The sequence below is a fragment of the Pseudomonas sp. NY15437 genome, from assembly GCF_048068435.1.
GTDB classification, from domain to species: Bacteria; Pseudomonadota; Gammaproteobacteria; order Pseudomonadales; family Pseudomonadaceae; genus Pseudomonas; species Pseudomonas nitroreducens_B.
The window spans coordinates 127,803-151,896 of record NZ_JBLUQC010000009.1 but is presented as its reverse complement, the minus strand read 5'-3'; the positions used below and the strand labels follow the sequence as shown (position 1 = coordinate 151,896).

At 66.0% G+C, this 24,094-nt stretch carries 19 protein-coding genes and 1 pseudogene; 12 read left to right on the top strand and 8 right to left on the bottom strand.

Annotated elements, in window-relative coordinates:
- Window positions 1-44 precede the first annotated feature (44 nt).
- The 10 genes and pseudogenes from ACNFIA_RS20590 (at window position 45) to cobA (ending at window position 13,188) form a co-directional block, all read left to right on the top strand.
- Window positions 45-1,247 carry a CmpA/NrtA family ABC transporter substrate-binding protein gene (locus ACNFIA_RS20590; RefSeq protein ID WP_416788207.1) on the top strand — a complete coding sequence of 401 codons (1,203 nt, stop codon included), beginning with the start codon at window positions 45-47 and terminating at the stop codon, window positions 1,245-1,247.
- A 2-nt stretch (window positions 1,248-1,249) separates the two neighbouring features.
- A complete protein-coding gene (locus ACNFIA_RS20585; protein WP_416788205.1) occupies window positions 1,250-1,828 on the top strand; it encodes an ANTAR domain-containing response regulator in 579 nt (192 codons plus the stop codon).
- A 236-nt stretch (window positions 1,829-2,064) separates the two neighbouring features.
- Window positions 2,065-2,757 carry a polysaccharide lyase family 7 protein gene (locus ACNFIA_RS20580; protein ID WP_259754178.1) on the top strand — a complete coding sequence of 231 codons (693 nt, stop codon included), beginning with the start codon at window positions 2,065-2,067 and terminating at the stop codon, window positions 2,755-2,757.
- Window positions 2,758-2,855: 98 nt separating this feature from the next.
- Window positions 2,856-3,284 (top strand): thioesterase family protein, encoded by a 429-nt coding sequence (locus ACNFIA_RS20575; protein ID WP_416788202.1) that lies wholly within the window; start codon window positions 2,856-2,858, stop codon window positions 3,282-3,284.
- A gap of 304 nt (window positions 3,285-3,588) precedes the next feature.
- Window positions 3,589-4,800 carry a nitrate/nitrite transporter gene (locus ACNFIA_RS20570; RefSeq protein WP_416788200.1) on the top strand — a complete coding sequence of 404 codons (1,212 nt, stop codon included), beginning with the start codon at window positions 3,589-3,591 and terminating at the stop codon, window positions 4,798-4,800.
- Window positions 4,801-4,900: 100 nt separating this feature from the next.
- Window positions 4,901-6,570: pseudogene (locus ACNFIA_RS20565) on the top strand (protein kinase domain-containing protein).
- A gap of 272 nt (window positions 6,571-6,842) precedes the next feature.
- On the top strand, window positions 6,843-9,293 hold the full coding sequence (nirB, locus tag ACNFIA_RS20560) for a nitrite reductase large subunit NirB (protein ID WP_416788197.1): 2,451 nt from the start codon (window positions 6,843-6,845) through the stop codon (window positions 9,291-9,293).
- A gap of 55 nt (window positions 9,294-9,348) precedes the next feature.
- Window positions 9,349-9,678, top strand: coding sequence for a nitrite reductase small subunit NirD (gene nirD, locus ACNFIA_RS20555; RefSeq protein WP_416788194.1), 330 nt, complete (start codon window positions 9,349-9,351; stop codon window positions 9,676-9,678).
- A 22-nt stretch (window positions 9,679-9,700) separates the two neighbouring features.
- Window positions 9,701-12,415, top strand: a complete 2,715-nt coding sequence (locus tag ACNFIA_RS20550; RefSeq protein ID WP_416788192.1) for a molybdopterin-dependent oxidoreductase — start codon at window positions 9,701-9,703, stop codon at window positions 12,413-12,415.
- Between the two features lie 35 nt (window positions 12,416-12,450).
- The gene (cobA, locus tag ACNFIA_RS20545) at window positions 12,451-13,188 is read left to right on the top strand and encodes a uroporphyrinogen-III C-methyltransferase (protein ID WP_416788190.1); all 738 of its coding nucleotides are present in this window, start codon (window positions 12,451-12,453) and stop codon (window positions 13,186-13,188) included.
- 65 nt (window positions 13,189-13,253) lie between these two features.
- Here the strand turns inward: cobA and ACNFIA_RS20540 are convergent, their stop codons facing one another.
- From ACNFIA_RS20540 to ppsA, 8 genes are all read right to left on the bottom strand, one after another.
- Window positions 13,254-14,312: an OmpA family protein gene (locus ACNFIA_RS20540; RefSeq protein WP_259754171.1), complete on the bottom strand. Its 1,059-nt coding sequence runs from the start codon at window positions 14,310-14,312 to the stop codon at window positions 13,254-13,256.
- A gap of 109 nt (window positions 14,313-14,421) precedes the next feature.
- Window positions 14,422-15,012: an RNA polymerase sigma factor SigX gene (gene sigX, locus ACNFIA_RS20535; protein ID WP_259754170.1), complete on the bottom strand. Its 591-nt coding sequence runs from the start codon at window positions 15,010-15,012 to the stop codon at window positions 14,422-14,424.
- A gap of 73 nt (window positions 15,013-15,085) precedes the next feature.
- A complete protein-coding gene (locus ACNFIA_RS20530) occupies window positions 15,086-15,910 on the bottom strand; it encodes a mechanosensitive ion channel family protein (RefSeq protein ID WP_259754169.1) in 825 nt (274 codons plus the stop codon).
- A gap of 2 nt (window positions 15,911-15,912) precedes the next feature.
- Entirely contained in the window at window positions 15,913-16,161 is a 249-nt protein-coding gene (locus ACNFIA_RS20525; RefSeq protein ID WP_017516812.1) for a hypothetical protein, read from the bottom strand.
- A 54-nt stretch (window positions 16,162-16,215) separates the two neighbouring features.
- Complete coding sequence (locus ACNFIA_RS20520; protein ID WP_259754168.1) at window positions 16,216-17,214, bottom strand: zinc transporter ZntB; 999 nt, start codon at window positions 17,212-17,214, stop codon at window positions 16,216-16,218.
- Window positions 17,215-17,314: 100 nt separating this feature from the next.
- Window positions 17,315-17,803, bottom strand: a complete 489-nt coding sequence (gene rraA, locus ACNFIA_RS20515) for a ribonuclease E activity regulator RraA (RefSeq protein ID WP_088417476.1) — start codon at window positions 17,801-17,803, stop codon at window positions 17,315-17,317.
- 97 nt (window positions 17,804-17,900) lie between these two features.
- Entirely contained in the window at window positions 17,901-18,875 is a 975-nt protein-coding gene (locus tag ACNFIA_RS20510; RefSeq protein ID WP_416788187.1) for an alpha/beta fold hydrolase, read from the bottom strand.
- 65 nt (window positions 18,876-18,940) lie between these two features.
- Complete coding sequence (gene ppsA / locus ACNFIA_RS20505; protein WP_416788184.1) at window positions 18,941-21,310, bottom strand: phosphoenolpyruvate synthase; 2,370 nt, start codon at window positions 21,308-21,310, stop codon at window positions 18,941-18,943.
- 165 nt (window positions 21,311-21,475) lie between these two features.
- Here ppsA and ACNFIA_RS20500 point away from each other — a divergent pair, with 165 nt between their 5' ends.
- Together ACNFIA_RS20500 and ACNFIA_RS20495 are read left to right on the top strand one after the other, a co-directional pair.
- A complete protein-coding gene (locus ACNFIA_RS20500; protein WP_017516884.1) occupies window positions 21,476-22,294 on the top strand; it encodes a pyruvate, water dikinase regulatory protein in 819 nt (272 codons plus the stop codon).
- Between the two features lie 156 nt (window positions 22,295-22,450).
- Window positions 22,451-24,088, top strand: a complete 1,638-nt coding sequence (locus ACNFIA_RS20495) for a DUF3300 domain-containing protein (RefSeq protein WP_416788182.1) — start codon at window positions 22,451-22,453, stop codon at window positions 24,086-24,088.
- Window positions 24,089-24,094 lie beyond the last annotated feature (6 nt).

Below are 24,094 nucleotides of genomic sequence, written 5' to 3'. Positions count from 1 at the left end.
TTTTTTGCATTGAAGGTGCGTTGGGAGTGCGTTCAGAGGTGGACATGATCGACAACAGCAACGGTCGTTCGGACAACCTGGCCTGGGTGGCTGGCTCCGATGCGCCGGAGAAGACCGCGCTCAACCTGGGCTTCATGGCCCTCACCGATTCGGCATCGCTGGTGGTGGCTGCCACCCAAGGCTTTGGCCAGCCTTACGGGCTGACCCTCAACCTGCAGCGGCAGAGTTCCTGGGCCGGGCTGCGGGACCGCCTGCTCAGTGGCGAACTGGACGCCGCACAAGGCCTCTACGGGCTCATCTATGGCATGCAGCTGGGCCTGGGCGGCGCCCCGGCGACCGACATGGCCGTGCTCATGGGCCTGTGCCAGAACGGCCAGTCGATCAACCTCTCGGCCCCGCTGATGCGCGACGGCGTGACCACTGCCGGGGCATTGCAACGCCACGTGCGCCAGCACGGTGCACCGCTGACCCTCGCTCACACCTTCCCCACCGGCACCCATGCCATGTGGCTGTACTACTGGCTGGCCAGCCACGGCATTCACCCGCTGCAGGACGTGCGCAGCCTGGTGGTGCCACCGGCGCAGATGGTCGCGCACCTGAAGGCCGGGCGCATCGACGGCTTCTGCGCGGGCGGTCCCTGGGGCGCGCTGGCCGTGGAGGAAGGCATGGGCTTCACCCTCGCCACCAGCCAGCAGATCTGGCCGGACCACCCGGAAAAAGTCCTGGGCACCACCCGCTCCTTCGTCGAGCAGTACCCCAACACCGCCCGCGCCCTGGTGATGAGCCTCCTCGACGCCAGCCGCTTCATCGAGGCCAGCGACGACAACCGGCGCAGCGCTGCCCAACTGATCAGCAGCGAAGACTATGTCGACGCCCCGCTCGCCAGCATCGAGCCGCGCATGCTCGGCCGTTACCAGGACGGCCTGGGCAATGCCTGGCAGGACGGCCACCCGTTGCGCTTCTTCAACGACGGCCAGGCCAACCACCCCTGGCTCTCCGACGGGCTGTGGTTCATGACCCAGTTCCGCCGCTGGGGTCTGCTGCGCGAGGACGTCGACTACCTCGCCATCGCCCGCCGGGTCCAGCAACTCGACCTGTATCGCGAAGCCGCCAGCGCCGTGGGCGTCAGCGTGCCGACTACCGAGATGCGCGCTTCGACCCTGATCGACGGCCGCCGCTGGGATGGCAGCGACCCGGCAGGCTATGCCCGCAGCTTCGCGCTGCATGCCCTGGCGGAGCGAGATTGAACATGCTGCGCGTCCTGCTGATCAACGACACCGCGAAAAAGGTCGGGCGCCTCAAGGCCGCCCTGGTGGAATGCGGCTTCGAGGTGATCGACGAATCGGGCCTCTTGGTCGATCTGGCGCAACGGGTCCAGGCCCTGCACCCGGACGTGATCCTCATCGACACGGAATCCCCCGGCCGCGACGTGATGGAACAGGTGGTACTGGTCAGCCGCGACCAGCCGCGCCCCATCGTCATGTTCACCGACGAGCACGACCCGCAGGTGATGCGCCAGGCTATCCGCTCCGGCGTCAGCGCCTACATCGTCGAGGGCATCCAGGCTGAACGCCTGCAACCGATACTCGACGTCGCCATGGCCCGCTTCGAGAGCGACCAGGCCTTGCGTGCCCAATTGCAGGCCCGCGAGCAGCAACTGGCCGAGCGCAAGCGCATCGAATTGGCCAAGGGTCTGCTGATGAAGATGAAGGGCTGCGCCGAGGAAGAGGCCTACACCCTGATGCGCCGCCAGGCCATGGGCCGCCAGCAGAAGCTGGTGCAGGTGGCCGAGCAGATCATCGCCATGCACGAAATGCTCGGTCACTGACCCGGCGCCTGCGGGGCCGGCCATCTGCCAGCGACGGCAAGGCGCGATCATTTCGCCAGCGGTACAGGTGGCCCCCGCTTCGCTGGCAAGGCCCTATGCTGCGGCCGCCCGGCCATCTGGCCGGGCCCCGGAGCGCCATCGACTGGCTTCGATGACGCATCGCAGTGGCCGCCGCCGGCTAGGCACCTCGGCGCCACCCGACCTCGCCGCCTTCGCGGCCCAGCAAGGGCAAGCCCATGATCGACCTCACCACCTGGAACCTCAGCGTTCCCACCGACCCCCGCCCCACCGAAGTCACCACCGAGCAGATCGCCCGGGGCTACCAGAGCCACTATTTCCAGCCCAGCGGCAGCCAGGTGGTGTTCTGGGTCCCCGTCACCGGTTCGCATACCTCCGACAGCGTCTACCCGCGCAGCGAGCTGCGCGAAACCACACCCGCCGGCGACGTCTCCAACTGGTACTACAACCAGGGCGACAACGAACTGCGCGTGACCATGAGCGTCCAGCAGGTACCGTCGAAGAACAAGATCATCATCGGCCAGATCCACAGCCGCTCGCCCTACACCGGCGACGGCGAACCCCTGGTCAAGCTGCAATACCACTACCTGCCGACCCTGGAGAGCGGGCGTCTGGAAGCGCTGGTGCGCAACCACCCCGACGACCGCGCCAGCGTCAACGTCCCGCTGATCGACAACATCGCCCTGGACCAGACCTTCAACTACAGCCTGCGCGTCACCTCAGTGGGCAACCTGGCGATCCGCGTGGAAACCTCCGACGGCCGCGCCAACTACTACCGCAAGATCCTCAGCAGCGCCTGGTCCAAGCAGTTGCTCTATTTCAAGGCTGGCGCCTACATCAACGACAACTACGGCGACAGCAGCGAGGGCGCGCGGGTGACCATCTTCCACCTGAACTCGGCGCACCGCTGATTCGCCATTCACCGGCCTGATGAGGCGCGGGGCGAGTGGACTGCGCGTAGAATGCGCGACACATCCGCACGCCCCGTCGCCTTGCCACCGAGACCGCCATGGCCCGCCTGAAACTGGAATTCCCCGAAGAACTGTTCATTTACCAAACCAAGCTCACCGTCCGCGTCACCGACATCAACGGGGCCAACCACCTGGGCAACGACTCGATGATCTCCATGATCTCCGAGGCCCGCGCACGCTTCCTGTTCGACTACGGCATCCGCGAGACCGGCATCATCGTCACCGACCTGGCCACCACCTACCGCGCCGAAGCCCACGCCCGCGACCAGTTGCTATTCGAGGTTGGCGTGATGGACTTCAACAAGTACGGCGGCGACATCATCTTCCGTATCACCCGCCCCGCCGACGGCACCCTCGTGGCCATGGCCAAGTCGGGCTTCGTGTTCTTCGATTACAAGGCCGGCAAGGTCGTGCCGATCCCCGCGGCCTTCCGCGACACCTTCCCCAACGTCAACTGGGTCGCCTGACGCTCCAGCACGGGGCACGCCGCCCCACGGCGCGCCCTTCGATGGATCACCCCTGATCCTCGCCTTCCCCTCATCCTCTTGATCCGACTGGGATTTTCCATCCTGGCCCGCGCCTTGCTGTGCACAAGGCGATGGTAATCAACGGCGATTACCCGACTTCGACAAAGGCGTCGCATCCACACCCGCGCAGTGCGGTGGGTGGAGCGACGCCTTTTTCGTTTGCCCCGGCGCAGGGGCTCAGGACTTCCCGGCGGCATCCTGTGGCCACGACCGGGGCTCTCAACCGTTGCTGATGAGGTGTTCGATGAACACGAGTTTCTGGAAAGCCGGCCATGCGCCGACCCTGTTCGCCGCCTTCCTGTACTTCGACCTGAGCTTCATGGTCTGGTACGTCCTCGGCCCCCTGGCAGTGCAGATCGCCACCGACCTGCAGCTGACCACCCAACAGCGCGCGCTGATGGTCGCAACGCCGATCCTCTCCGGCGCCATCCTGCGCTTCCTCATGGGCCTGCTGGCCGATCGCTGGTCACCCAAGGCCGCCGGCATTCTCGGCCAGGTGATCGTCATCGGCGCACTGTTCGGCGCCTGGCAACTGGGCATCCATAGCCTGGAACAGGCGATCATCCTCGGCGTGTTGCTGGGCATGGCAGGCGCCTCCTTCGCCGTGGCGCTGCCGCTGGCGTCGCAGTGGTACCCGCCGCAGCACCAGGGCAAGGCCATGGGCATCGCCGGCGCCGGCAACTCGGGCACCGTGCTCACCGCGCTGTTCGCTCCGGCCATCGCCGCTGCCTTCGGCTGGCAGAACGTCTTCGGCTTCGCACTGATCCCGCTGCTGGCCACCTTGATAGTCTTCGCCCTGCTCGCCCGCAATGCCCCTGGGCGGCCGCCGGCCAAGTCCCTGGCCGACTACCTGAAGGCCCTGGGCGACCGCGACAGCTGGTGGTTCATGTTCTTCTACAGCGTGACCTTCGGCGGCTTCCTCGGCCTGGCCAGCACCCTGCCCGGCTATTTCCACGACCAGTACGGCCTCGACCCGGTGCAAGCCGGCTACTACACCGCTGCCTGCGTCTTCGCCGGCAGCCTGATGCGTCCGCTGGGCGGTGCCCTGGCCGACCGCATCGGCGGCATCCGCAGCCTGTTGGTGATGTACACGGTCGCTGCGATCTGCATCGCCGCAGTAGGCTTCCATTTGCCCAATGCGGTGGCGGCGCTGAGCCTCTTCGTGGTCGCGATGCTCAGCCTTGGCGCGGGGAACGGTGCGGTGTTCCAGCTGGTGCCGCAGCGCTTCCGCCAGACCATCGGGGTGATGACCGGCCTGATCGGCATGGCCGGCGGCATCGGTGGATTCTGCCTGACGGCGGGCCTGGGCGCGATCAAGCAGGCCACCGGCGACTACCAGCTCGGCCTCTGGCTGTTCGCCAGCCTCGGCGTGCTCGCCTGGTTCGGCCTGCACGCGGTCAAAGCCCGCTGGCGTACCACCTGGGGCAGCGCGGCTGTTACCGCCGCGCGGGTCTGACCATGCGCTTTTGTAGGAGCGAGCTTGCTCGCGAACCGCATCCAGTCGTAGCTGTCGGGAAATCCGTTCGCGAGCGAGCTCGCTCCTACAGGTGGTGGCGATGATCTTGCAGTTATCCTTCGCCCAAGCCAGCGCCACCGGCCCGCGCGAGGAGAACCAGGATGCCTTGCGGGTGGTCACCCCGCCCGCCGGGTAGCCGCCAGCAAGGGGCACCTGTTCGCCATCGCCGACGGCGTCAGCCATTGCGCCGACGGCGGCCTGGCGGCGCGCTTGAGTCTCCAGGCGCTGGCCGCGGATTATTACGCCACCCCCGAGACCTGGTCTGTCGCCCAGGCCCTCGACCGCCTGCTGATCTCGCAGAACCGCTGGCTGCAGGCCAACGGGGGCGGCCAGCCGCTGCTCACCACCCTCACCGCGCTGGTCCTGCGCGGGCGGCGCTTCACCCTCGCCCACGTCGGCGACTGCCGCCTGTACCGCTGGCACGCCGGGCAACTGGACTGCCTGACCCAGGACCATGTATGGGAGCAGCCCGGCATGCAGCACGTGCTCAAGCGCGCACTGGGCCTCGATCAGCACCTGGTAGTGGACTACCGCGATGGCGAGCTGGAAGCTGGGCAGCACTTCCTGCTGGTCAGCGACGGCATCTGGGCGACCCTGGGTGACAATGCCATCCAGCGCCTGCTGGAGGATGCACAATCCCTGCAGGCCTGCGTCGACGCACTGGTTGGCGCCGCCCACCTGGCCGGCAGTCAGGACAACGCCAGCGCCCTGCTGCTGCGCGTGGACGAGCTGCCGCCGGCCAGCCTGGGCGATGCCCTTGCCCAGCTCGACCACTGGCCCGTCCCACCCGACCTGCGTAACGACCAGGACTTCGAAGGGTGGCAGGTCGAAGGCAAGCTCGCGCAGTCACGCCAATCGCTGATCTACCGCGTGCGCGACCGGCAGAACCGCCCGTGGTTGCTCAAGACCCTGCCACCCGCGCTGCGCGACTCGCCCGAAGCCGCCCAGGCATTGCTCCTGGAAGAGTGGTTCCTGCGTCGCGTGCAGGGGCGTTACTTCCCCGAACTGCACAGCCTGCCGCAGCGCCAGCACCTCTACTACGTCATGCGCGAATATGCAGGGAAGACGCTGGGCGAGCATCTGAAACTCAGCGGCCCGCCGAACCTGACCGACTGGCTGGACCTTGCCCAGCGCCTGCTTCGCGGCCTGGGCCAGTTGCACCGGCGCAACATCCTGCACCGCGACATCAAGCCGGAGAACCTACACTGGGCCGACGACGGCGAACTGCGCCTGCTGGACTTCGGCCTGGCCTATTGCCCTGGACTTTCGCAGGATAATCCGCACGACCTGCCCGGCACGCCGAGCTACCTCGCCCCGGAGTGCTTCCAGGGCGCGGCGCCGGACGCCCGCCAGGATCTCTACGCCGCCGGCGTCGCGCTCTACCGCGTGCTCTGTAGCCATTACCCCTATGGCGAGATCGAAGTCTTCCAGCATCCGCGTTTCGGCACACCCACCCCGGCCAGCCGCTACCGTCCGGACGTGCCGGCCTGGCTCGACGACTGGCTGGCGAAGCTCATCGCCGTCCAGCCGCAGGAGCGCTTCGAAACCGCGGAGCAGTGCCTGCTCGCTCTGGAGCAAGGCGAACGACAGGCACCGGCTCGCCCACGGCCACTGCTGGAGCGCGAGCCGCTGCGGGTCTGGCGCGGCGTCGCGCTGACCTCGCTAGCAATCAACCTCGGGCTCCTGCTCTGGCTGCTGCACCACGGCTGACGCTGCACCAGTTCGGTTCGGCACGCCTCAGCGCAGTGCAGCAAAAGCGCCGATACGCCGCGCGGGACGGCTGAAGGCCCCGAAAACCAGGCCCCGAACAAGTTGGCACAACCCCTGCAATATCTGATTCAACAATCTACAAAAGCGCGTCCCTCAACGAAGAGGCTCGCACTTCCCGATCGAACGGGACTTGGACAAAGGCGTCCTCGCTGGGTAACCGGCGGGACGCCTTTTTTGTTTTCCGTGATTTTTCCGTGACGCGGAGCCCTGACATGAAAAAGCTCAAGCTCGTCCTCATCGGCAACGGCATGGCCGGTGTGCGCACCCTGGAAGAACTGCTGAAGATCGCGCCCGACCTCTACGACATCACCGTCTTCGGCGCCGAACCGCACCCCAACTACAACCGCATCCTGCTCTCCCCGGTCCTGGCCGGCGAGCAGGCTTTCGAGGACATCGTTCTCAACGACCTCAACTGGTACAGCGAGAACGGCATCCGCCTGCTGCTCAACCGCAAGGTCACCCGTATCGACCGCCATCGCCGCAAGGTCTACGCCGAAGACGGCAGCGAAGCCGAGTACGACCGCCTGCTGATCGCCACCGGCTCCAATCCCTTCATCCTGCCGGTGCCCGGCAGCCGCCTGCAGGGCGTGATCGGCTACCGTGACATCGCCGACACCCAGACCATGATCGACACCGCCGGCACTCACAGCCATGCGGTGGTCATCGGCGGCGGCCTGCTCGGCCTGGAAGCCGCCAACGGCCTGAAGCAGCGCGGCATGGACGTCACTGTGGTGCACCTCTCCGACTGGCTGCTGGAGCGTCAGCTCGACCGCACCGCCGGCAAGCTGCTGCAGGGCGCGCTGGAGTCGCGCGGCATCCACTTCCGCCTGAACACCCACACCGAGGAACTGATCGACGACGGCAGCGGCCGAGTCTGCGCTGTGCGCTTCAAGGACAGCGAGGTGATTGCTGCCGACCTGGTGGTAATGGCCGCCGGCATCCGTCCCAACACGGAGCTCGCGGAGAAAACCGGCCTGCCCTGCAACCGCGGCATCCTGGTCAACGACACCCTGCAGACCTATGACCCGCGCATCTACGCCCTGGGCGAATGCGCCAGCCACCGCGGCATCGCCTATGGCCTGGTGGCGCCGCTGTTCGAGCAGGCCAAGGTCTGCGCCAACCACCTGGCGATGCTCGGCTTCGCCCGCTACCAGGGCTCGGTCACCTCCACCAAGCTCAAGGTCACCGGCATCGACCTGTTCTCCGCCGGCGAATTCATGGGCGGCGAAGGCACCGAGACCATCACCCTCTCCGACCCCATCGGCGGCGTGTACAAGAAGCTGGTGATCAAGGATGACGTACTGGTCGGCGCCTGCCTCTACGGCGACGCCGCCGACGGCGGCTGGTACTTCCGGCAGATCCGCGAGAACCACAACGTCGCCCAGATCCGCGACCACCTGATGTTCGGCGAGAGCAGCCTTGGCGACGTCGGCCACCAGGGCCAGAGCAGCGCGGCCGGCATGCCCGACAGCGCGGAAGTCTGCGGCTGCAACGGCGTGTGCAAGGGCACCATCGTCAAGGCGATCCAGGAGAACGGCCTGTTCAGCGTGGACGAGGTGAAGAAGCACACCAAGGCCGCCAGTTCCTGCGGCTCCTGCGCAGGCCTGGTCGAGCAGATCCTCATCAGCACCGTCGGCGGCGCGGCGGACGTTAAGCCCAAGAGCGAGAAGGCCATCTGCGGCTGCAGCGACCTCAACCACGGCCAGGTGCGCCAGGCGATTCGCGAACATCACCTGATTTCGCTGAGCTCCGCGATGCGCTTCATGGACTGGCGCACCCCGGACGGCTGCGCCACCTGCCGCCCGGCGCTGAACTACTACCTGATCTCCACCTGGCCGGGCGAGGCCAAGGACGACCCGCAGTCGCGCCTGATCAACGAACGCGCCCACGCCAACATTCAGAAGGACGGCACCTACTCCGTGGTGCCGCGCATGTGGGGCGGCGTCACCAACGCCGCCGAGCTGCGGCGCATCGCCGACGTGGCGGACAAGTACCAGGTGCCCATGGTGAAAGTCACCGGCGGCCAGCGCATCGACCTGCTGGGGATCAGGAAGGACGACCTTCCGGCGATCTGGAAGGAACTGAACATGCCCTCCGGCCACGCCTACGGCAAGTCCATCCGTACCGTGAAGACCTGCGTGGGCAGCGAGTTCTGCCGCTTCGGCACGCAGAACTCGACGCAGCTGGGCATCGACCTGGAGCACGACCTGTTCAACATGTGGTCGCCGCACAAGGTCAAGCTGGCGGTCTCCGGCTGCCCACGCAACTGCGCCGAGGCCGGCATCAAGGACATCGGCATCATCGGCGTGGACTCGGGCTGGGAGCTGTACATCGGCGGCAACGGCGGGATCAAGACCGAGGTCGCGGAGTTCTTCGTCAAGCTCAAGACCGCTGACGAGGTACGCGAGTACAGCGGCGCCTTCCTCCAGCTCTACCGCGAAGAAGCCTTCTACCTCGAGCGCACCGTGCACTACCTGCAACGGGTCGGCATGGAGCACATCAAAAAGGCCGTGCTGGAAGATGCGGACAACCGCCAGGCACTGAACGCGCGCCTGCAGTTCTCGCTGTCGCTGGAACAGGACCCGTGGCAGGAGCGCATCGCCCAGCAGCCGCTGAAGAAGGAGTTCGAACGGATACCGCTCAAGCAGCTGGAAACCGCCTGACTGTCCGCCGGGCCCCGCCTTCGGGGCCTTCCCACCCGATTGCCGGAGACACCCCATGAACTGGTTCGACATCTGCGCCCTGGACGACATCAACCCACTGGGCTCGCGCGTCATCGCCGGGCCCCAGGGCGACATCGCGATCTTCCGCACTTCCGATGACCAGGTCTTCGCCCTCGACGACCGCTGCCCGCACAAGGGCGGCCCGCTGTCCCAGGGCCTGATCTACGGCAAGCGCGTGGCCTGCCCGCTGCACAACTGGCAGATCGAGCTGGAGAGCGGCGAAGCCGTCGCGCCCGACCAGGGCTGCGCCCACCGCCACGAGGCGAAGGTCGAGGCTGGCCGTGTGCTGCTTGCCCTGCGCACCCCGGTCGCCGATTGCGCCTGAGTCAGCCAGCGAGGCCTGCGCCATGAACCCGAACATTCGCACCACCGCATCCACCTGTTGCTACTGCGGCGTCGGCTGCGGCGTCCTGATCGAGCACGACGACGAGCGCATCCTCGGCGTACAGGGGGACCCGCAGCACCCCGCCAACTTCGGCCGCCTGTGCAGCAAGGGTGCGACCCTGCACCTCACCGGCGATGCAGCCGCCCGCGCACAGTTTCCGGAGCTGCGCCTGGGCAAAGGCCTGCCGCGCACCCGCACCGACTGGGACACCGCGCTGGAGCACGCCGCCGGCGTCTTCGCCGAGACCCTCCGCGAGCACGGCCCGGACAGCGTGGCGTTCTATGTCTCCGGCCAACTGCTGACCGAGGACTACTACGCCTTCAACAAGCTGGCCCGCGCCCTGGTCGGCACCCACAACATCGACAGCAACTCGCGCCTGTGCATGTCTTCGGCGGTGGTCGGCTACAAGCGCAGCCTGGGCGCCGACGCCCCGCCCTGCAGCTACGAGGACATCGAGCTGGCCGATTGCGTGATGATCGCCGGCAGCAACATGGCCTACGCGCACCCCGTGCTGTTCCGCCGCCTGGAAGACGCCCGCGCGCGGCGCCCGGAGATAAAGCTGATCGTCATCGACCCGCGCGTCACCGACACCGCCGAGGCGGCCGACCTGCACCTGGCGATCCTGCCCGGCACCGACGTCGCGCTGTTCCACGGCATCCTGCATATCCTGCTCTGGGAAGGCTGGATCGACCGTGCCTTCATCGATGCTCACACCGAGGGCCTGGATGAACTCAAAGCCCTGGTGCGCGACTACGGCCCGCTGGCCGTGGCGGAGATCTGCGGCATCGCCGTGGATGATCTGCAGCGCGCGGCCCAGTGGATCGGCCAGGCGCCTGCCTTCCTCTCGCTCTGGTGCATGGGCCTGAACCAGTCCAGCGCCGGCAGTGCGAAGAACAGCGCGCTGATCAACCTGCACCTGGCTACCGGGAAGATCGGCCGCCCCGGCGCCGGCCCCTTCTCCCTTACCGGCCAGCCCAACGCCATGGGCGGCCGCGAGACCGGCAGCTTGTCCAACCTGCTGCCCGGCCACCGCGAGGCCGGCAACGCCGAGCACCGTGCGGAGGTCGCCACGTACTGGGGCGTCGAACGGCTGCCGGAGAATCCCGGCCTGAGCGCCATCGAACTGTTCGATGCGGTGCGCGACGGGCGCATCAAGGCCCTGTGGATCGCCTGCACCAACCCGGCCCAATCCCTGCCGGACCAGACCCGCGTGCGCGAAGCCCTGGCTGCGTGCCCCTTCGTCATCGTCCAGGAGGCCTTCACCTCCAGCGAGACCTGCCAGTACGCCGACCTGCTGCTGCCAGCCGCCAGCTGGGGCGAGAAGGAAGGCACGGTGACCAACTCCGAGCGCCGCATCAGCCACGTCCGTCCGGCCATCCCGGCGATCGGCGAGGCGCGGGCGGACTGGGACATCGTCTGCGATTTCGCCCGCCGCCTGGAACGGCGTCTGCGTCCCGGCCTACCCAGCCTGTTCGATTTCCACTCGCCGGCCGCCCTGTTCGACGAGTACAAGCGACTGACCCGCGAGCGTGACCTCGACCTCTCCGGCATCGACTATGCGCTGCTGGACGCGCGCGGCCCGCAGCAATGGCCCTTCGCCGCCGGCGCGGCGCGCGGCACCGCGCGCCTGTACAGCGACGGACACTTCCCCACCGCGACGGGGCGGGCCCGGCTGATCGCTGAGCCCTACCGCACCCCCAAGGAAAAGCGCGACGCGCGCTACCCGCTGATCCTCAACACCGGCCGCCTGCGCGATCAATGGCACGGCATGACCCGTACCGGCACCGCGCCGCAACTGTTTGGCCACGTGGCAGAAGCCGTACTCGGCCTGCACCCGGACGAATTGCGCCGCCGGCGCATCAGCGACGGCCAGTTGGTGCGCCTGCGCAGCCGCCGCGGCGAACTGGTGCTGCCGGTGCAGGCCGACGACCGCCTGCGTCCCGGCCAGGCCTTCCTGCCGATGCACTGGGGTGATCGCTTCCTCAAGGGGCTGGGCGTCAATGTCCTCACCCTGCCGGCCGTGGACCCGCTGTCGCATCAACCCGAACTGAAACACGCCACCGTGGAGGTCAGCCGCGTGGAGCTGCCCTGGCAGTTCTTCGCCCTGGTGGAAGGCGAGGTGCAGCAGCGCTTCGACGCCCTGCGCCCATTGTTCGAGGAACTGCGCTACGCCAGCTTCAGCCCCACCGGCCGCGAACGCCCGGCGCTGGTGATCCGCGCCGCGCACGCAGAAGCGCCGAGTGCCGAGTGGCTGGCCCGCATCGACGCCCTGCTCGGCCTCGAAGAGGGCCCGGTCATGGCCTATGACGACCCGCGCCGCACGGTCGGCAAGCGCGTCCGCATCGAACACTCGCGCATCGTCTCGCTGCGCCTGGCCGGCGAAACCGCCGCCCGCGCCTGGCTGCGCGAACTGTGGCAGAAAGGCCGCGCCGATCAGGACCTGCGCCGCTGGCTACTGGCCCCGCTCAGCGCCGCCCCAGGCGAGGCCGGGGCACCAGCCGACAAGACATTGTGCAACTGCCTGAACGTCAGCCAGAGCCGCATCCAGGCGGGCATCGACAAGGGCCTCGACCTCGACGGCCTCAAGGGTCAACTCCAGTGCGGGACCGCCTGCGGCTCCTGCGTACCGGAAATCAAGCGCCTGCTGGCCCGGCAATCGCTGGCCGTCACGGCCTGAGCACGCCGCGTAGACGGCAGCCTGAGGAGAACGACATGAGTGGAAAAGTCTGGCTGATCGGCGCCGGCCCCGGCGATCCGGAATTGCTGACCTTGAAGGCCGTGCGAGCGATGGCGCAGGCAGACGTGGTGCTGATCGATGATCTGGTCAATCCCGCCGTGCTGGAGCACTGCCCATCTGCCCGGGTCATTGCCGTCGGCAAGCGCGGCGGCTGCCGCTCCACACCGCAGGACTTCATTCACCGCTTGATGCTGCGCTACGCCCGCCAGGGCCGCCGCGTGGCGCGCCTGAAAGGCGGCGACCCGTGCATTTTCGGGCGTGGCGGCGAGGAAGCCGAATGGCTGATGGCCCGCGGTGTCGACTGCGAACTGGTCAACGGCATCACCGCAGGCCTTGCGGCCGCCACCCAGTGCGGCATCTCCGTGACCCTGCGCGGCGTCAGCCGGGGCGTCACCCTGGTGACCGCCCATACCCAGGACGACAGCCCTCTGAACTGGCGCGGCCTGGCAGAAGGCGGCACCACCCTGGTGGTGTACATGGGCGTGGCGAAGCTATCGGAAATCCGCGATGGGCTGCTCACTGGCGGCATGGCCGCGGACATGCCGGTGGCGATGATCGAGAACGCCTCCCTGCCCGCCCAGCGCGAATACCGCAGTCGATTGACCGACCTGCTGGAGGACGCCCAGCGTTTTGCGCTGAAAAGCCCGGCGATTCTGATAATCGGCGACGTGGCCGCCGCCGCGCAGCAGGCGCTGCTGGCCCACTCCGCCTGAGCCGCGCTTTTTCGCAGGCAAAGAAAAACCCGGCCTAGGCCGGGTTTTTCGTCAGCTCAGACCAATTACTTGGCTTGGGCTTCTACTTCGGCTTCAACGCGACGGTTGATGGCGCGGCCTTCGGCAGTTGCGTTGTCAGCAACCGGACGGGACTCACCGTAACCAACAGCGTTTACGCGACCGCCTTCAACACCGTACTGGTTGACCAGCACGTCACGAACGGCGTTGGCACGACGCTCGGACAGCTTCTGGTTGTAGGCGTCGGTGCCGACGGAGTCGGTGTGGCCTTCAACGGTGGTGGAGGTGGACGGGTACTGCTTCATGAAGTCAGCCAGGTTTTTGATGTCAGCGTAGCTGTTCTCTTTAACCTTGGACTTGTCGAAGTCGAACTTCACGTCCAGCTGAACGCGAACGACTTCGGCAACAGCCGGGCAGCCGTTGGCGTCAACGGTAACGTTGGCCGGGGTGTTCGGGCACTTGTCGACGTTGTCGCAGACGCCGTCGTTGTCGGAGTCGGAGCAGACTTCAGCAACCGGCTCCGGAGCCGGGGCCGGCTTGGCGCCGCCGCCGAAGTTCATACCAACGCCCAGGCCAGCCATCCACTCGCCCTGGTGACCGTTCACGCGCTGCTCCAGACCGTACTGACCGTCCAGGCTGGCTTTGGCGTAGAAGTTGTCGGTGAAGTAGTACTTCAGACCGGTACCGATCATGGCCATGGTCAGGTTCTGACGGCCGCCATTGTCGGAGTTGATGTTGGTCAGGCTCTGGTGGCCGATACCTGCGGAAACGTACGGACGCAGGTTGCCAGCACCCGGAGTGCCGAAGTGGTAGATGGCGTCCAGAGTGCTCAGGTTGCCGTGGACCTTCTTGTTGCCGGTCTCGTAGGTGCCACGAACGTCGTGGTACTCACCGTAGGACAGAGCCAGCTCGACGTCGTCGGTCAGGAAGTAACCAACGGAACCGCCGTACAGGTCCGCATTCTTCATGTTACGAACGCTGTCGGTGAAGTAGCGCTTGCCGAAAGCTTCGACTTCGACGGCGCCTTCGCCTTGGGCGAACGCGTTGATAGCGGAGGTGGCGATCAGCGAGCCAACTACGACGCCTAAGGTGTTCTTCAGTTTCATCCGTTAAATCCCCATCTTGGTGGTCAATAAGTTGTCCTAACCATAGGCCGTACAACTTGGGTGGCAAGTTTATCAGAACTCGCCAAACAGAGAGACAATATTTCCCGGACTAAGATTCCGTCACATTCGAAAACTTTTCTCTCATTCGATCGAGTGCACGTTTGTAGCGCATTTTCGTGGCGCTGAGTCCCATGTGCATGATATCGGCGATCTCCTGGAATTCCAGTTCCGCGACAAATCGAAGGACCAGGATCTCCCGGTCGATGGGATTGACATGAACTAGCCAGCGGTCCAGCCCACCCCGTTCTTCGATCTTCGGAGCCTTCTCCTCGGAAGCCTCCTCGACGGGATCCAGACTCAGCGCATCGAGCAATCTGCGTTTGCGCCGTTCCTTCCGATACTGGGTAATGCACTCGTTGTAAGTGATGCTGTACAGCCAGGTCTTGAACTTCGATTTCCCCTCGAAGTTCTTCAGACCATACAGCACCTTGAGCATGACCTCTTGACACACATCATCGGCGTCCCGGTCGTTGCCCAGGTAGCGCGCGCAGACGTTGAAGAGGGTGCGCTGGTAGCGGCGCATCAGCTCTTCGTAGGCCCGCGTCACGTGGTATAGCTCCTCGTGAGAACGCTCCACCAGCTCCTCGTCGGTGAGCTGGCGCGGGTCATAGCGCAAGGACAGTGATTGCGGCTTGTTCAAGTCGGGTCGGGCCAGGTCAAGTCAGCGTCCGGCGCGGCTTCGGGCAAGCCGTACCGGCAATCGGTCATCATCTTCAGCGACTGGTTACACGCTGATCGAGCAGGATGCGGTTGGCGATCGACACCAGCTCACCCTCGTCTGTCAGCAGGATAGTCTTGATGGTACCAATTTCCTCGATGATGCCTTCGACATCCGCCACTTTCACCTGTTGTCCGACCTGATACAGCTCCCGCACGTAGATTCCCGCAATGATCTGCCCAGCCACCTCGCGGCTGCCCAGGCCCAGCGCCAGCGCGGCAGCCAGACCGATGGTGATCAGCACGATGGCGATGATGTAGTTGAGAAGGTCGGTCTTCACCTCGAGCTGGCCGATGGCGACCGAGATACTGATGATGATGACCAGCCACTGGGCGACGCGGCCCAGGCCGTTGGAGTATTCCAGGCCGACGCCATCGGCGGCGCCGCGCACCAGGCTGTTGGCCAGCTGGGCCAGCAGGATGCCGACGATCAGCACCAGCGCCGCGCCGAACACCTTGGGCAGGTACAGCGCGAGCATGTCCAGGGTCGCCGAGACACGCTGCAGACCGAGGGACTCCGCGGCGGAGACGAGGAACACCAGCAGCACGAACCAGTAGACGATCTTGCCGACCAGGGTCGAGACGGGCACCTGGATGCCGGCGCGCGACAGCAGCTTGGTCAGGCCGGTGCCGGCCATCAGGCGGTCGAGGCCGACCTTGGCGAGCAGCTTGGAGAGCAGCGCGTCGAGCAGTTTGGCCACGACGAAGCCGAGCAGCACGATCACCAGCGCGGCGAGCAGGTTCGGAATGAACCCGGCCAGCTTGCCCCACAGGGTATTCATGGCGGTGAGCAGGCTTTGCGTCCAGATGTCGAATTGCATGTTCAGTCGGCCTTGTCAGCGGAAGGGGCGGAATTCTGCGCGTGACGCGAGACGGGTGCAAGGTGTGCGGCGCCACGGCTCACGCCAATGGACAGGGCCTGGAACCAATGGCCCATCAGGCTGAACAGATCGCCCGCGCCCACCTGGCGGTTGGCGGTCTTGAGGACGCGGTCCAGCCGCGAATCGTCGCCCGGCTGTTCCGGGGGCATTCGCAGCAGATCGCGCAGGGATTCTTCAAATGGGTCGTGCATGCGCACCTCGCCTGTGTGAGGTGCTTGACGCCCCCACCACCTCAAAAGTCACACCTAGAGCCAACGCAGGCGGCGGAAGATCCACCACTGGAACCCCACTACGCCAAGGATTACCGCGCACGCCACGGCGAATCCGTAAGGCGCGCTGGCGCCGGGAATGCCGCCCACGTTGATGCCCAGCAGCCCGGTCACGAAGCTGATGGGCAGGAAAAAGCCGGTGATGATACCAAGCAGATACATGGTGCGGTTCATCCGCTCGGTAATTCGACGATGTTCGGCCTCCTGGATCAGGCTGATGCGCTCGCGCACCAGCTCCAGCTCCTCCAGGTTGCGGGTCAGGCGGTTGTACAGTTCGTTCCAGTAATCGGCGTCGTCGACCACCGTCCAGGACGCCTTGTACTTGACCATCTGCGAGTAGATGTCCCGCTGCGGCGCCAGGTAGCGACGCAGGCCTGCGGCACGTCGTCGCAGGGTGCGCAGCTGGTGCTGGTCGGGGATGCTGCGCTCATCTTCCTCGATGGACTCTTCCATGCTGTCGAGCTGGTCGGCCAGCCCGCCGATCAGCGTGTCGACGCGGTCGGTGAGGTAATGGGCGAGGTACAGCACCACCTCCGATGCGGTTTTCGGGCCGGTGCCGGCATCCAGGTCGGCGCGCAGGTCAGCCACGGCCTTGAGCGGGCGCAGGCGCAGGGAGATGACCCGCTGCGCCTCGGCGTAGACGCGCAGCGAGACCATGTCTTCCGGCACCGCGCCGGGGTTGAGGTTGACCCCGCGCAGGAACAGCAGCAGACGTTCGCCACCCAGGTCCACCAGACGCGGGCGGGTCGCCTCTTCCAGCAGCAGGTCGCAGGCGAACTGGTTGAGGCCGCTGGACTCGCGCAGCCAGCTTTGCGCTTCGGGCACGCCGCGATCCCAGTGCACCCAAAGGCTTTCCTCGGGCTTGAGGTCCAGCAGCGGCAGTTCGCTGCGGGTGATTCGCCGGCCGCCACCGTGACCGTCCAGCACGAAGCCGTCGATCAAACCCCGTTCGGTGCCGCTCTCGTACTGCTGCATGCCCTGTTCCTTCATTGGAGGTCGCGTATCGCGAGACCCATGAAAAATGCCGGAAGCTTTCGCTTCCGGCATTGACCGAACTACGCTGTGAAGGTTCGGATTATTCCGGCATTTTCAATGCCTTAGGCGACACGATGATGCCGTTGTTGTCGGCGTAGACGAACTCGCCCGGGCGGAAGGTGATGCCGCCGAAGGTCACCGCCACGTTCAGGTCGCCAATGCCGCGCTTGTCGGTCTTCATCGGGTGGCTGGCCAGCGCCTGCACGCCCAGGTCGGTCTGCGCGATGACGTCGACGTCACGGATGCAGCCGTACACCACGATGCCTTCCCAACCGTTCTTGGCGGCCTTCTCGGCGAGCATGTCGCCCAGCAGCGCGCGGCGCAGCGAGCCACCGCCATCCACCACCAGCACCTTGCCCTTGCCGTCCTTCTCGACCTGCTCCTTGACCAGCGAGTTGTCTTCGAAGCACTTGATGGTGACGATTTCGCCACCGAAGGAGTCCCGCCCGCCGAAGTTGCTGAACATCGGCTCGACGACCTGGACCAGCTCCGGGTAGGCATCGCACAGATCGGGGGTGACGTAATGCATGGAGACGCTCCTCTTGATGAAATCCGCCGGGGGTTTCGGGCCTGGATGTGACCGGAAGCCGCAATGGCGTCACAGTCTACTCCCTGCCACGCCAAGCTCAAGCCTGCGCCAGAGCGCCCTGCCCCTCCGGCAATTCCCCGTGCTCGAGCCAGTAGTGCAGCAGCGGCCAGACTTCCCGCTGGGCGTTCTTGCTGATGAGCATCTCGACGTGGCCGAAATCCTCGGAGAAACCGTGGCGCCGCCCCAGGCGCAGGAATTGCCGCACCTGCGAACCAAACTGTTCCAGGAGCTTGCGGCACGCCCAGGCCGGGTCTTGAATGTCGCCATCGGAGCCGATGGCCAGCACCGGCAGCGTTGCCTTCTGCAGCCCACCCCACCAGTCGTTGTCCTTTTCGCCGAAGCGGCCGAACAGGCTGTACCAGTGCAGCGCCTCGAGGGCCAGCCCCAGGGGCTCGTCCTCCGGGCCGCGCTTGAGCCGGGCGCCCGACAGACCGCCCATGCGCTTGAGCAGGAAGCGCCCGCTCCAGGCTACCGGCGGCAGCTTCAGCGGCCAGTAGGTGCGGCTCACCTGACTACCGCACAGCACCGCGCTGGCCGCCTGCCGCTCGTCCAGGTAGCCACCGCCCAGTGCCGCCGCCAGGGTGACGCCCCCCAGGGAATGGCCGATCCAGTGGGGCGCCTGGCCGTTCTGCTCCACCACGAATCTGGCGATGGCGGGCAGGTCGAAGCGCGCGTAGTCCGCCACGCGGTTGCGATCGTAACCTTCGTTGCGCGGCGACAAGCCATGGCCACGCATCTCGGCAATCCATACGTCGTAGCCTGCGCGCGCCAGATAAGCCCCCAACCCGATTCCCTTGGGCGAGAACCAGAAACGGCGATTGGAGAAGCTGCCGTGCAACAGGATCACCGGCACGCCACGACGCTCGTCCGCACGACCAAGACGAGTGACCGCCAGCTCGACGCTGGAGTCCGGGCTGTTATTGGGCTTGAGCAGGTAGACGTCCTCGGTGAGGTCGCCCCGCAGTTCGGCGCTCATCAGCGCGACAGGGAAAAGTTGACTGCTGCTTTGCATGGAATCGCTTGCATAAAAAAGGGCGGGTGAAATCACCCGCCCTTCTCAGGATGGTAAAGGAGACGTCAGGACTGGCCTTCCGCGAGGAAGAACCAGGTGTCGAGGACCGAGTCGGGGTTCAGCGACACGCTCTCGATGCCCTGCTCCATCAGCCACTTGGCGAGGTCCGGGTGGTCCGACGGGCCCTGGCCGCAGATGCCGATGTACTTGCCGGCGCGGTTGCACGCCTGGATGGCATTGGACAGCAGCTTCTTCACCGCCGGGTTACGCTCGTCGAACAGGTGCGCAACGATGCCCGAGTCGCGGTCCAGGCCCAGGGTCAGCTGGGTCAGGTCATTGGAGCCGATGGAGAAGCCGTCGAAGAACTCGAGGAACTCGTCGGCCAGCAGGGCGTTGGACGGCAGCTCGCACATCATGATGACGCGCAGGCCGTTCTCGCCACGCTTGAGGCCATTGGTGGCCAGCAGGTCGACGACCTGGGACGCTTCGCCCAGGGTACGCACGAACGGCACCATCAGCTCGACGTTGGTCAGGCCCATCTCGTTGCGGACTTTCTTCATCGCGCGGCATTCGAGCTCGAAGCAGTCGCGGAAGGATTCGCTGATGTAGCGCGAGGCGCCACGGAAGCCGAGCATCGGGTTCTCTTCTTCCGGCTCATAGAGCTTGCCGCCGATCAGGTTGGCGTATTCGTTGGACTTGAAGTCCGACAGACGCACGATGACCTTCTTCGGCCAGAACGCCGCGGCCAGGGTGCTGACGCCCTCGACCAGCTTCTCGACGTAGAAGCCCACCGGATCGTCGTAGCCGGCGATGCGCTTCTCGACGCTTTCCTTGATGTCCGCCGGCAGGCCGGCGAAATTCAGCAGTGCCTTGGGGTGCACGCCGATCATGCGGTTGATGATGAATTCCAGGCGGGCCAGGCCCACCCCTTCGTTCGGCAGTTGCGCGAAGTCGAAGGCGCGGTCGGGGTTACCGACGTTCATCATGATCTTGAACGGCAGCTCGGGCATGGCGTCGACCGAGTTCTGGCGCACGTCGAAGCCCAGTTCGCCTTCGTAGATCAGGCCGGTGTCACCCTCGGCGCAGGACACGGTCACGCGCTGGCCGTCCTTCAGTGCCGCAGTGGCGTTGCCACAGCCGACGACCGCCGGGATGCCCAGTTCACGGGCAATGATCGCCGCGTGGCAGGTACGCCCGCCGCGGTTGGTGACGATGGCGCTGGCGCGCTTCATCACCGGCTCCCAGTCCGGGTCGGTCATGTCGGAGACCAGCACGTCGCCCGGCTGGACCTTGTCCATCTCGGAAACGTCGTGGATCACCTTCACCGGGCCGGCGCCGATGCGCTGGCCGATGGCGCGGCCTTCGACCAGGACCTTGCCTTTTTCCTTGAGCAGGTAGCGCTCCATCACGTTGGCGCTGGAGCGGCTCTTCACGGTTTCCGGGCGCGCCTGCACGATGTACAGCTTGCCGTCGTCACCGTCCTTGGCCCACTCGATGTCCATCGGACGCTGGTAGTGCTTCTCGATGATCAGGGCCTGCTTGGCCAGCTCGGTCACTTCGGCGTCGGTCAGGGCGAAGCGGGCGCGATCGGCCTTGTCCACGTCGACCACCTTGACCGATTTGCCGGCCTTGGCTTCGTCGCCGTAGATCATCTTGATGGCCTTGCTGCCCAGGTTGCGACGCAGGATCGCCGGGCGGCCAGCTTCCAGGGTCGGCTTGTGGACGTAGAACTCGTCGGGGTTCACCGCGCCCTGTACCACGGTCTCGCCGAGGCCGTAGGCGCCGGTGATGAACACCACGTCACGGAAACCGGATTCGGTGTCCAGGGTGAACATCACGCCGGCGGTGCCGGTTTCCGAACGGACCATGCGCTGCACGCCGGCGGACAGGGCGACCAGCTTGTGGTCGAAGCCCTGGTGCACACGGTAGGCGATGGCACGGTCGTTGAAGAGGGAGGCGAAGACTTCCTTGGCCGCGCGGATCACGTTGTCCACGCCGCGGATGTTCAGGAAGGTTTCCTGCTGGCCGGCGAAGGAGGCGTCCGGCAGGTCTTCGGCGGTGGCGGAGGAACGCACCGCCACGGCCATGTTGTCGTTGCCGCCGGCCATGTCGGCGAAGGCCTTGCGAATCTCGGCATCGAGGCGGGCGGGGAATTCGGCTTCCATGACCCACTGGCGGATCTGCGCGCCGGTCTTGGCCAGGGCGTTGACGTCGTCCACATCCAGGGCGTCGAGCGCTGCGTGGATGCGATCGTTCAGGCCGCTCTGCTCGAGGAAGTCACGGTAGGCCTGGGCGGTAGTGGCGAAGCCACCCGGTACGGAAACGCCGGCACCGGCGAGGTTGCTGATCATTTCGCCCAGGGATGCGTTCTTGCCCCCCACATGTTCGACATCGTGGACGCCGAGCTTATCGAGGGAAACTACGTACTCTACCAAGGTGATCTCTCCACTAAGTGTTGGAAAAGGTCATACAAGTCGGAGCGGCCCCACCCTTCTGGCCGGGGCCGGAAAAATGGGTGAGAATGCCCCGGCAAAGGGCCTTGCAAATGTGGGGCCTATCATAACCAGGATTCGATCCTACCTATAAGGCCCGCAGCGCACATGAAACGAACTGCATTCTTCATTTCCGACGGCACCGGCATCACTGCCGAAACCCTCGGCCAGAGCCTGCTGGCGCAGTTCGAGAACATCAACTTCACCAAACTGACGCGACCTTACATCGATACCGAGGAAAAGGCGCGCGTCATGGTACAGCAAATCAACCGGGCTGCGGAGGCGGACGGGGCGAGACCGATCATCTTCGACACCATCGTCAATCGCGAGATCCGCTCCGTCCTGGCGCAATCCAACGGTTTCATGATTGACATCTTCTCGACGTTTTTGTCCCCACTGGAACAAGAATTATCCTCAGACTCATCGTATTCCGTCGGAAAATCCCACAGCATCGGCCATAACCCGCACTACATGGAGCGGATCGATGCGGTGAACTTCGCCCTCGACAACGACGACGGCGCCCGCACCCACTACTACGACAAGGCCGACCTGATTCTGGTCGGCGTCTCGCGCTGCGGCAAAACGCCCACCTGCCTTTATATGGCCCTGCAGTACGGCATTCGCGCGGCGAACTACCCGCTGACCGAAGAGGACATGGAGCGCCTGCAGTTGCCCAACGCGCTCAAGCCCTACAAGCACAAGCTGTTCGGCCTGACCATCGACCCGGACCGGCTCACCGCCATCCGCCACGAGCGCAAGCCCAACAGCCGCTACGCCAGCTTCGCCCAGTGCGAATTCGAAGTCCGCGAGGTGGAAAACCTATTCCGCCGCGAGAACATCGCCTACATCAACTCCACGCATTTCTCAGTGGAAGAGATCTCCGCCAAGATCCTCGTCGAGAAGGGCGTCGAGCGCCGGCTGAAATAAGGGCTCTCGCCGCACGAACCCTCCCAAGCGACGGCCGGTATCACCGGCCGTTCGACTTTCTGCAGCCTTTCAATCGGGCGCCTATCATTCTCTGAACCCGCGTTTTACCCGTGGCAGTTTTCACGGATCGGGCATTCCCCGGCACAGGAGAGCGCCATGCGAGAATGTCAGTATCTGATTCTGATTGCCCTGTTGGCGCTGGCCGGCTGCGACGCGGGCGACAAGCCCGCCGCCAAGACCGCCGCTGCCGCCACCCCGCCAGCCAGCCCACCTGCCGCGGCTGCCCCTGCGCCACCTGCGCCGCCTGCTCCCCCGCCCGCCGCCCCTGCCGCCCCGGCTACGCTAGCAGCGGCGCCGGCCGCGCCGTCCCAGGCGGTCTTCAGCGTCGAGGAGCTGGACCAGATGCTCGCGCCGCTGGCGCTCTATCCGGATTCGCTGCTGGCGCAGGTGCTGATGGCGACCACCTACCCCGGCAACGTCGCCGATGCGGCGGCCTGGTCGAAGGCCCATCCCAAGGCGGAGGGTGACGACGCGGTGAAACAGGTCGCCAACCAGCCGTGGGACCCGAGCGTGCAATCGCTGGTGGCGTTCCCGCTGGTGCTGGCCACGCTGGGGCAGGACCCGGCGTGGGTGCAGCGCGTCGGCGATGCCTTCCTCGCCCAGCCCGAGGCGGTGATGGATTCCATCCAGCGCTTGCGCCGCCAGGCACAGGCCGCCGGCAACCTGAAATCCAACGAACAGCAGACCGTCACCGTCAAACCGGCTGCGCCGCCGGCACCACCGGCGCCCGGCGGCGACACCGTGGTGGTGCAGCAACCGGCGCCCGCGCAGACCATCATCATCGAGCCCACCGATCCGCAGGTGGTCTACGTGCCCAGCTACAACCCGACGCAGGTCTACGGCTCCTGGCCGTACCCGGCCAGCCCGCCGGTGTACTACCCGCCGCCACCGGAATACCCCGTGGCCACCGCGCTGGCCACCGGCCTGGCGTTTGGCGCCGGCATCGCCATCGTCGGCTCGCTGTGGGGCGACTGCGACTGGGACGACCACGAGATCGACGTCGACGTGGAGCACCACAACAACTTCAACAGCAATCGCAACGTCAACACCAACCGCGAGTTCAACAGCAACCGCAACGTCAACCGGACCAAGTGGCAGCACGATCCGACCTATCGCAACGGCGTGCCCTACCGCGACGCCGCCAGCCGCGAGCAGTACAACCGCCGACTGGCCGGCAGCGAACAGCGCGAAGCGATGCGCGGCTTCGACTCGACGCGCGCGCAGGAGCGCGCGAAAGCCCGGGAAAGCCTGACCCAGCGCGGCATCGCCCCGCCCGCGGCCAACAACGCCCAGGCCCGCGAGCGCGCCCAGGCCGCCACCCGTGACCTGCGCGACAACCCGCAAGCCCAGCAGCGCCTGCAGCAAGGCAATCGCGAGGCGCGCGACACCGCCCAGGCCCGTGAACGCGCCCAGGCCGCCACCCGCGAACTGAACCGCACGCCGGAAAACCGCCAGCGCGCCCAGAACCAGCTGCAGAACCGCAACCAGTCGCAGCAACGGCCCCGCGCGCAGAACAACCAGCAGATCCGCGAGCAGGCCCGCCAGCAGCACGCGCGCTCCCAGGCGCCGCGCAACAACGCCTTCGCCGGCGCGAACAACCCGCGGCAGTCACGCGAGGTCGCCAACCGAGGCCAAGTCAGCCGCGCCGCCGCCAGCCGTCCGCAGGCAGCGCGCGCCGGCCATACCGTACAACGTCCTGCCCGCGCGCCTTCCGGCGGCGGCCGGCGCCGCTAGGAGACG

Bases quoted from the DNA above. Each gene is read 5' to 3' on its own strand.
- ACNFIA_RS20590 (WP_416788207.1), top strand. From the start codon at position 45: ATGATCGACAACAGCAACGGTCGTTCGGACAACCTGGCCTGGGTGGCT.
- ACNFIA_RS20585 (WP_416788205.1), top strand. From the start codon at position 1,250: ATGCTGCGCGTCCTGCTGATCAACGACACCGCGAAAAAGGTCGGGCGC.
- ACNFIA_RS20580 (WP_259754178.1), top strand. From the start codon at position 2,065: ATGATCGACCTCACCACCTGGAACCTCAGCGTTCCCACCGACCCCCGC.
- ACNFIA_RS20575 (WP_416788202.1), top strand. From the start codon at position 2,856: ATGGCCCGCCTGAAACTGGAATTCCCCGAAGAACTGTTCATTTACCAA.
- ACNFIA_RS20570 (WP_416788200.1), top strand. From the start codon at position 3,589: ATGAACACGAGTTTCTGGAAAGCCGGCCATGCGCCGACCCTGTTCGCC.
- nirB (WP_416788197.1), top strand. From the start codon at position 6,843: ATGAAAAAGCTCAAGCTCGTCCTCATCGGCAACGGCATGGCCGGTGTG.
- nirD (WP_416788194.1), top strand. From the start codon at position 9,349: ATGAACTGGTTCGACATCTGCGCCCTGGACGACATCAACCCACTGGGC.
- ACNFIA_RS20550 (WP_416788192.1), top strand. From the start codon at position 9,701: ATGAACCCGAACATTCGCACCACCGCATCCACCTGTTGCTACTGCGGC.
- cobA (WP_416788190.1), top strand. From the start codon at position 12,451: ATGAGTGGAAAAGTCTGGCTGATCGGCGCCGGCCCCGGCGATCCGGAA.
- ACNFIA_RS20540 (WP_259754171.1), bottom strand. From the start codon at position 14,312: ATGAAACTGAAGAACACCTTAGGCGTCGTAGTTGGCTCGCTGATCGCC.
- ACNFIA_RS20530 (WP_259754169.1), bottom strand. From the start codon at position 15,910: ATGCAATTCGACATCTGGACGCAAAGCCTGCTCACCGCCATGAATACC.
- ACNFIA_RS20525 (WP_017516812.1), bottom strand. From the start codon at position 16,161: ATGCACGACCCATTTGAAGAATCCCTGCGCGATCTGCTGCGAATGCCC.
- ACNFIA_RS20520 (WP_259754168.1), bottom strand. From the start codon at position 17,214: ATGCAGCAGTACGAGAGCGGCACCGAACGGGGTTTGATCGACGGCTTC.
- rraA (WP_088417476.1), bottom strand. From the start codon at position 17,803: ATGCATTACGTCACCCCCGATCTGTGCGATGCCTACCCGGAGCTGGTC.
- ACNFIA_RS20510 (WP_416788187.1), bottom strand. From the start codon at position 18,875: ATGCAAAGCAGCAGTCAACTTTTCCCTGTCGCGCTGATGAGCGCCGAA.
- ACNFIA_RS20500 (WP_017516884.1), top strand. From the start codon at position 21,476: ATGAAACGAACTGCATTCTTCATTTCCGACGGCACCGGCATCACTGCC.
- ACNFIA_RS20495 (WP_416788182.1), top strand. From the start codon at position 22,451: ATGCGAGAATGTCAGTATCTGATTCTGATTGCCCTGTTGGCGCTGGCC.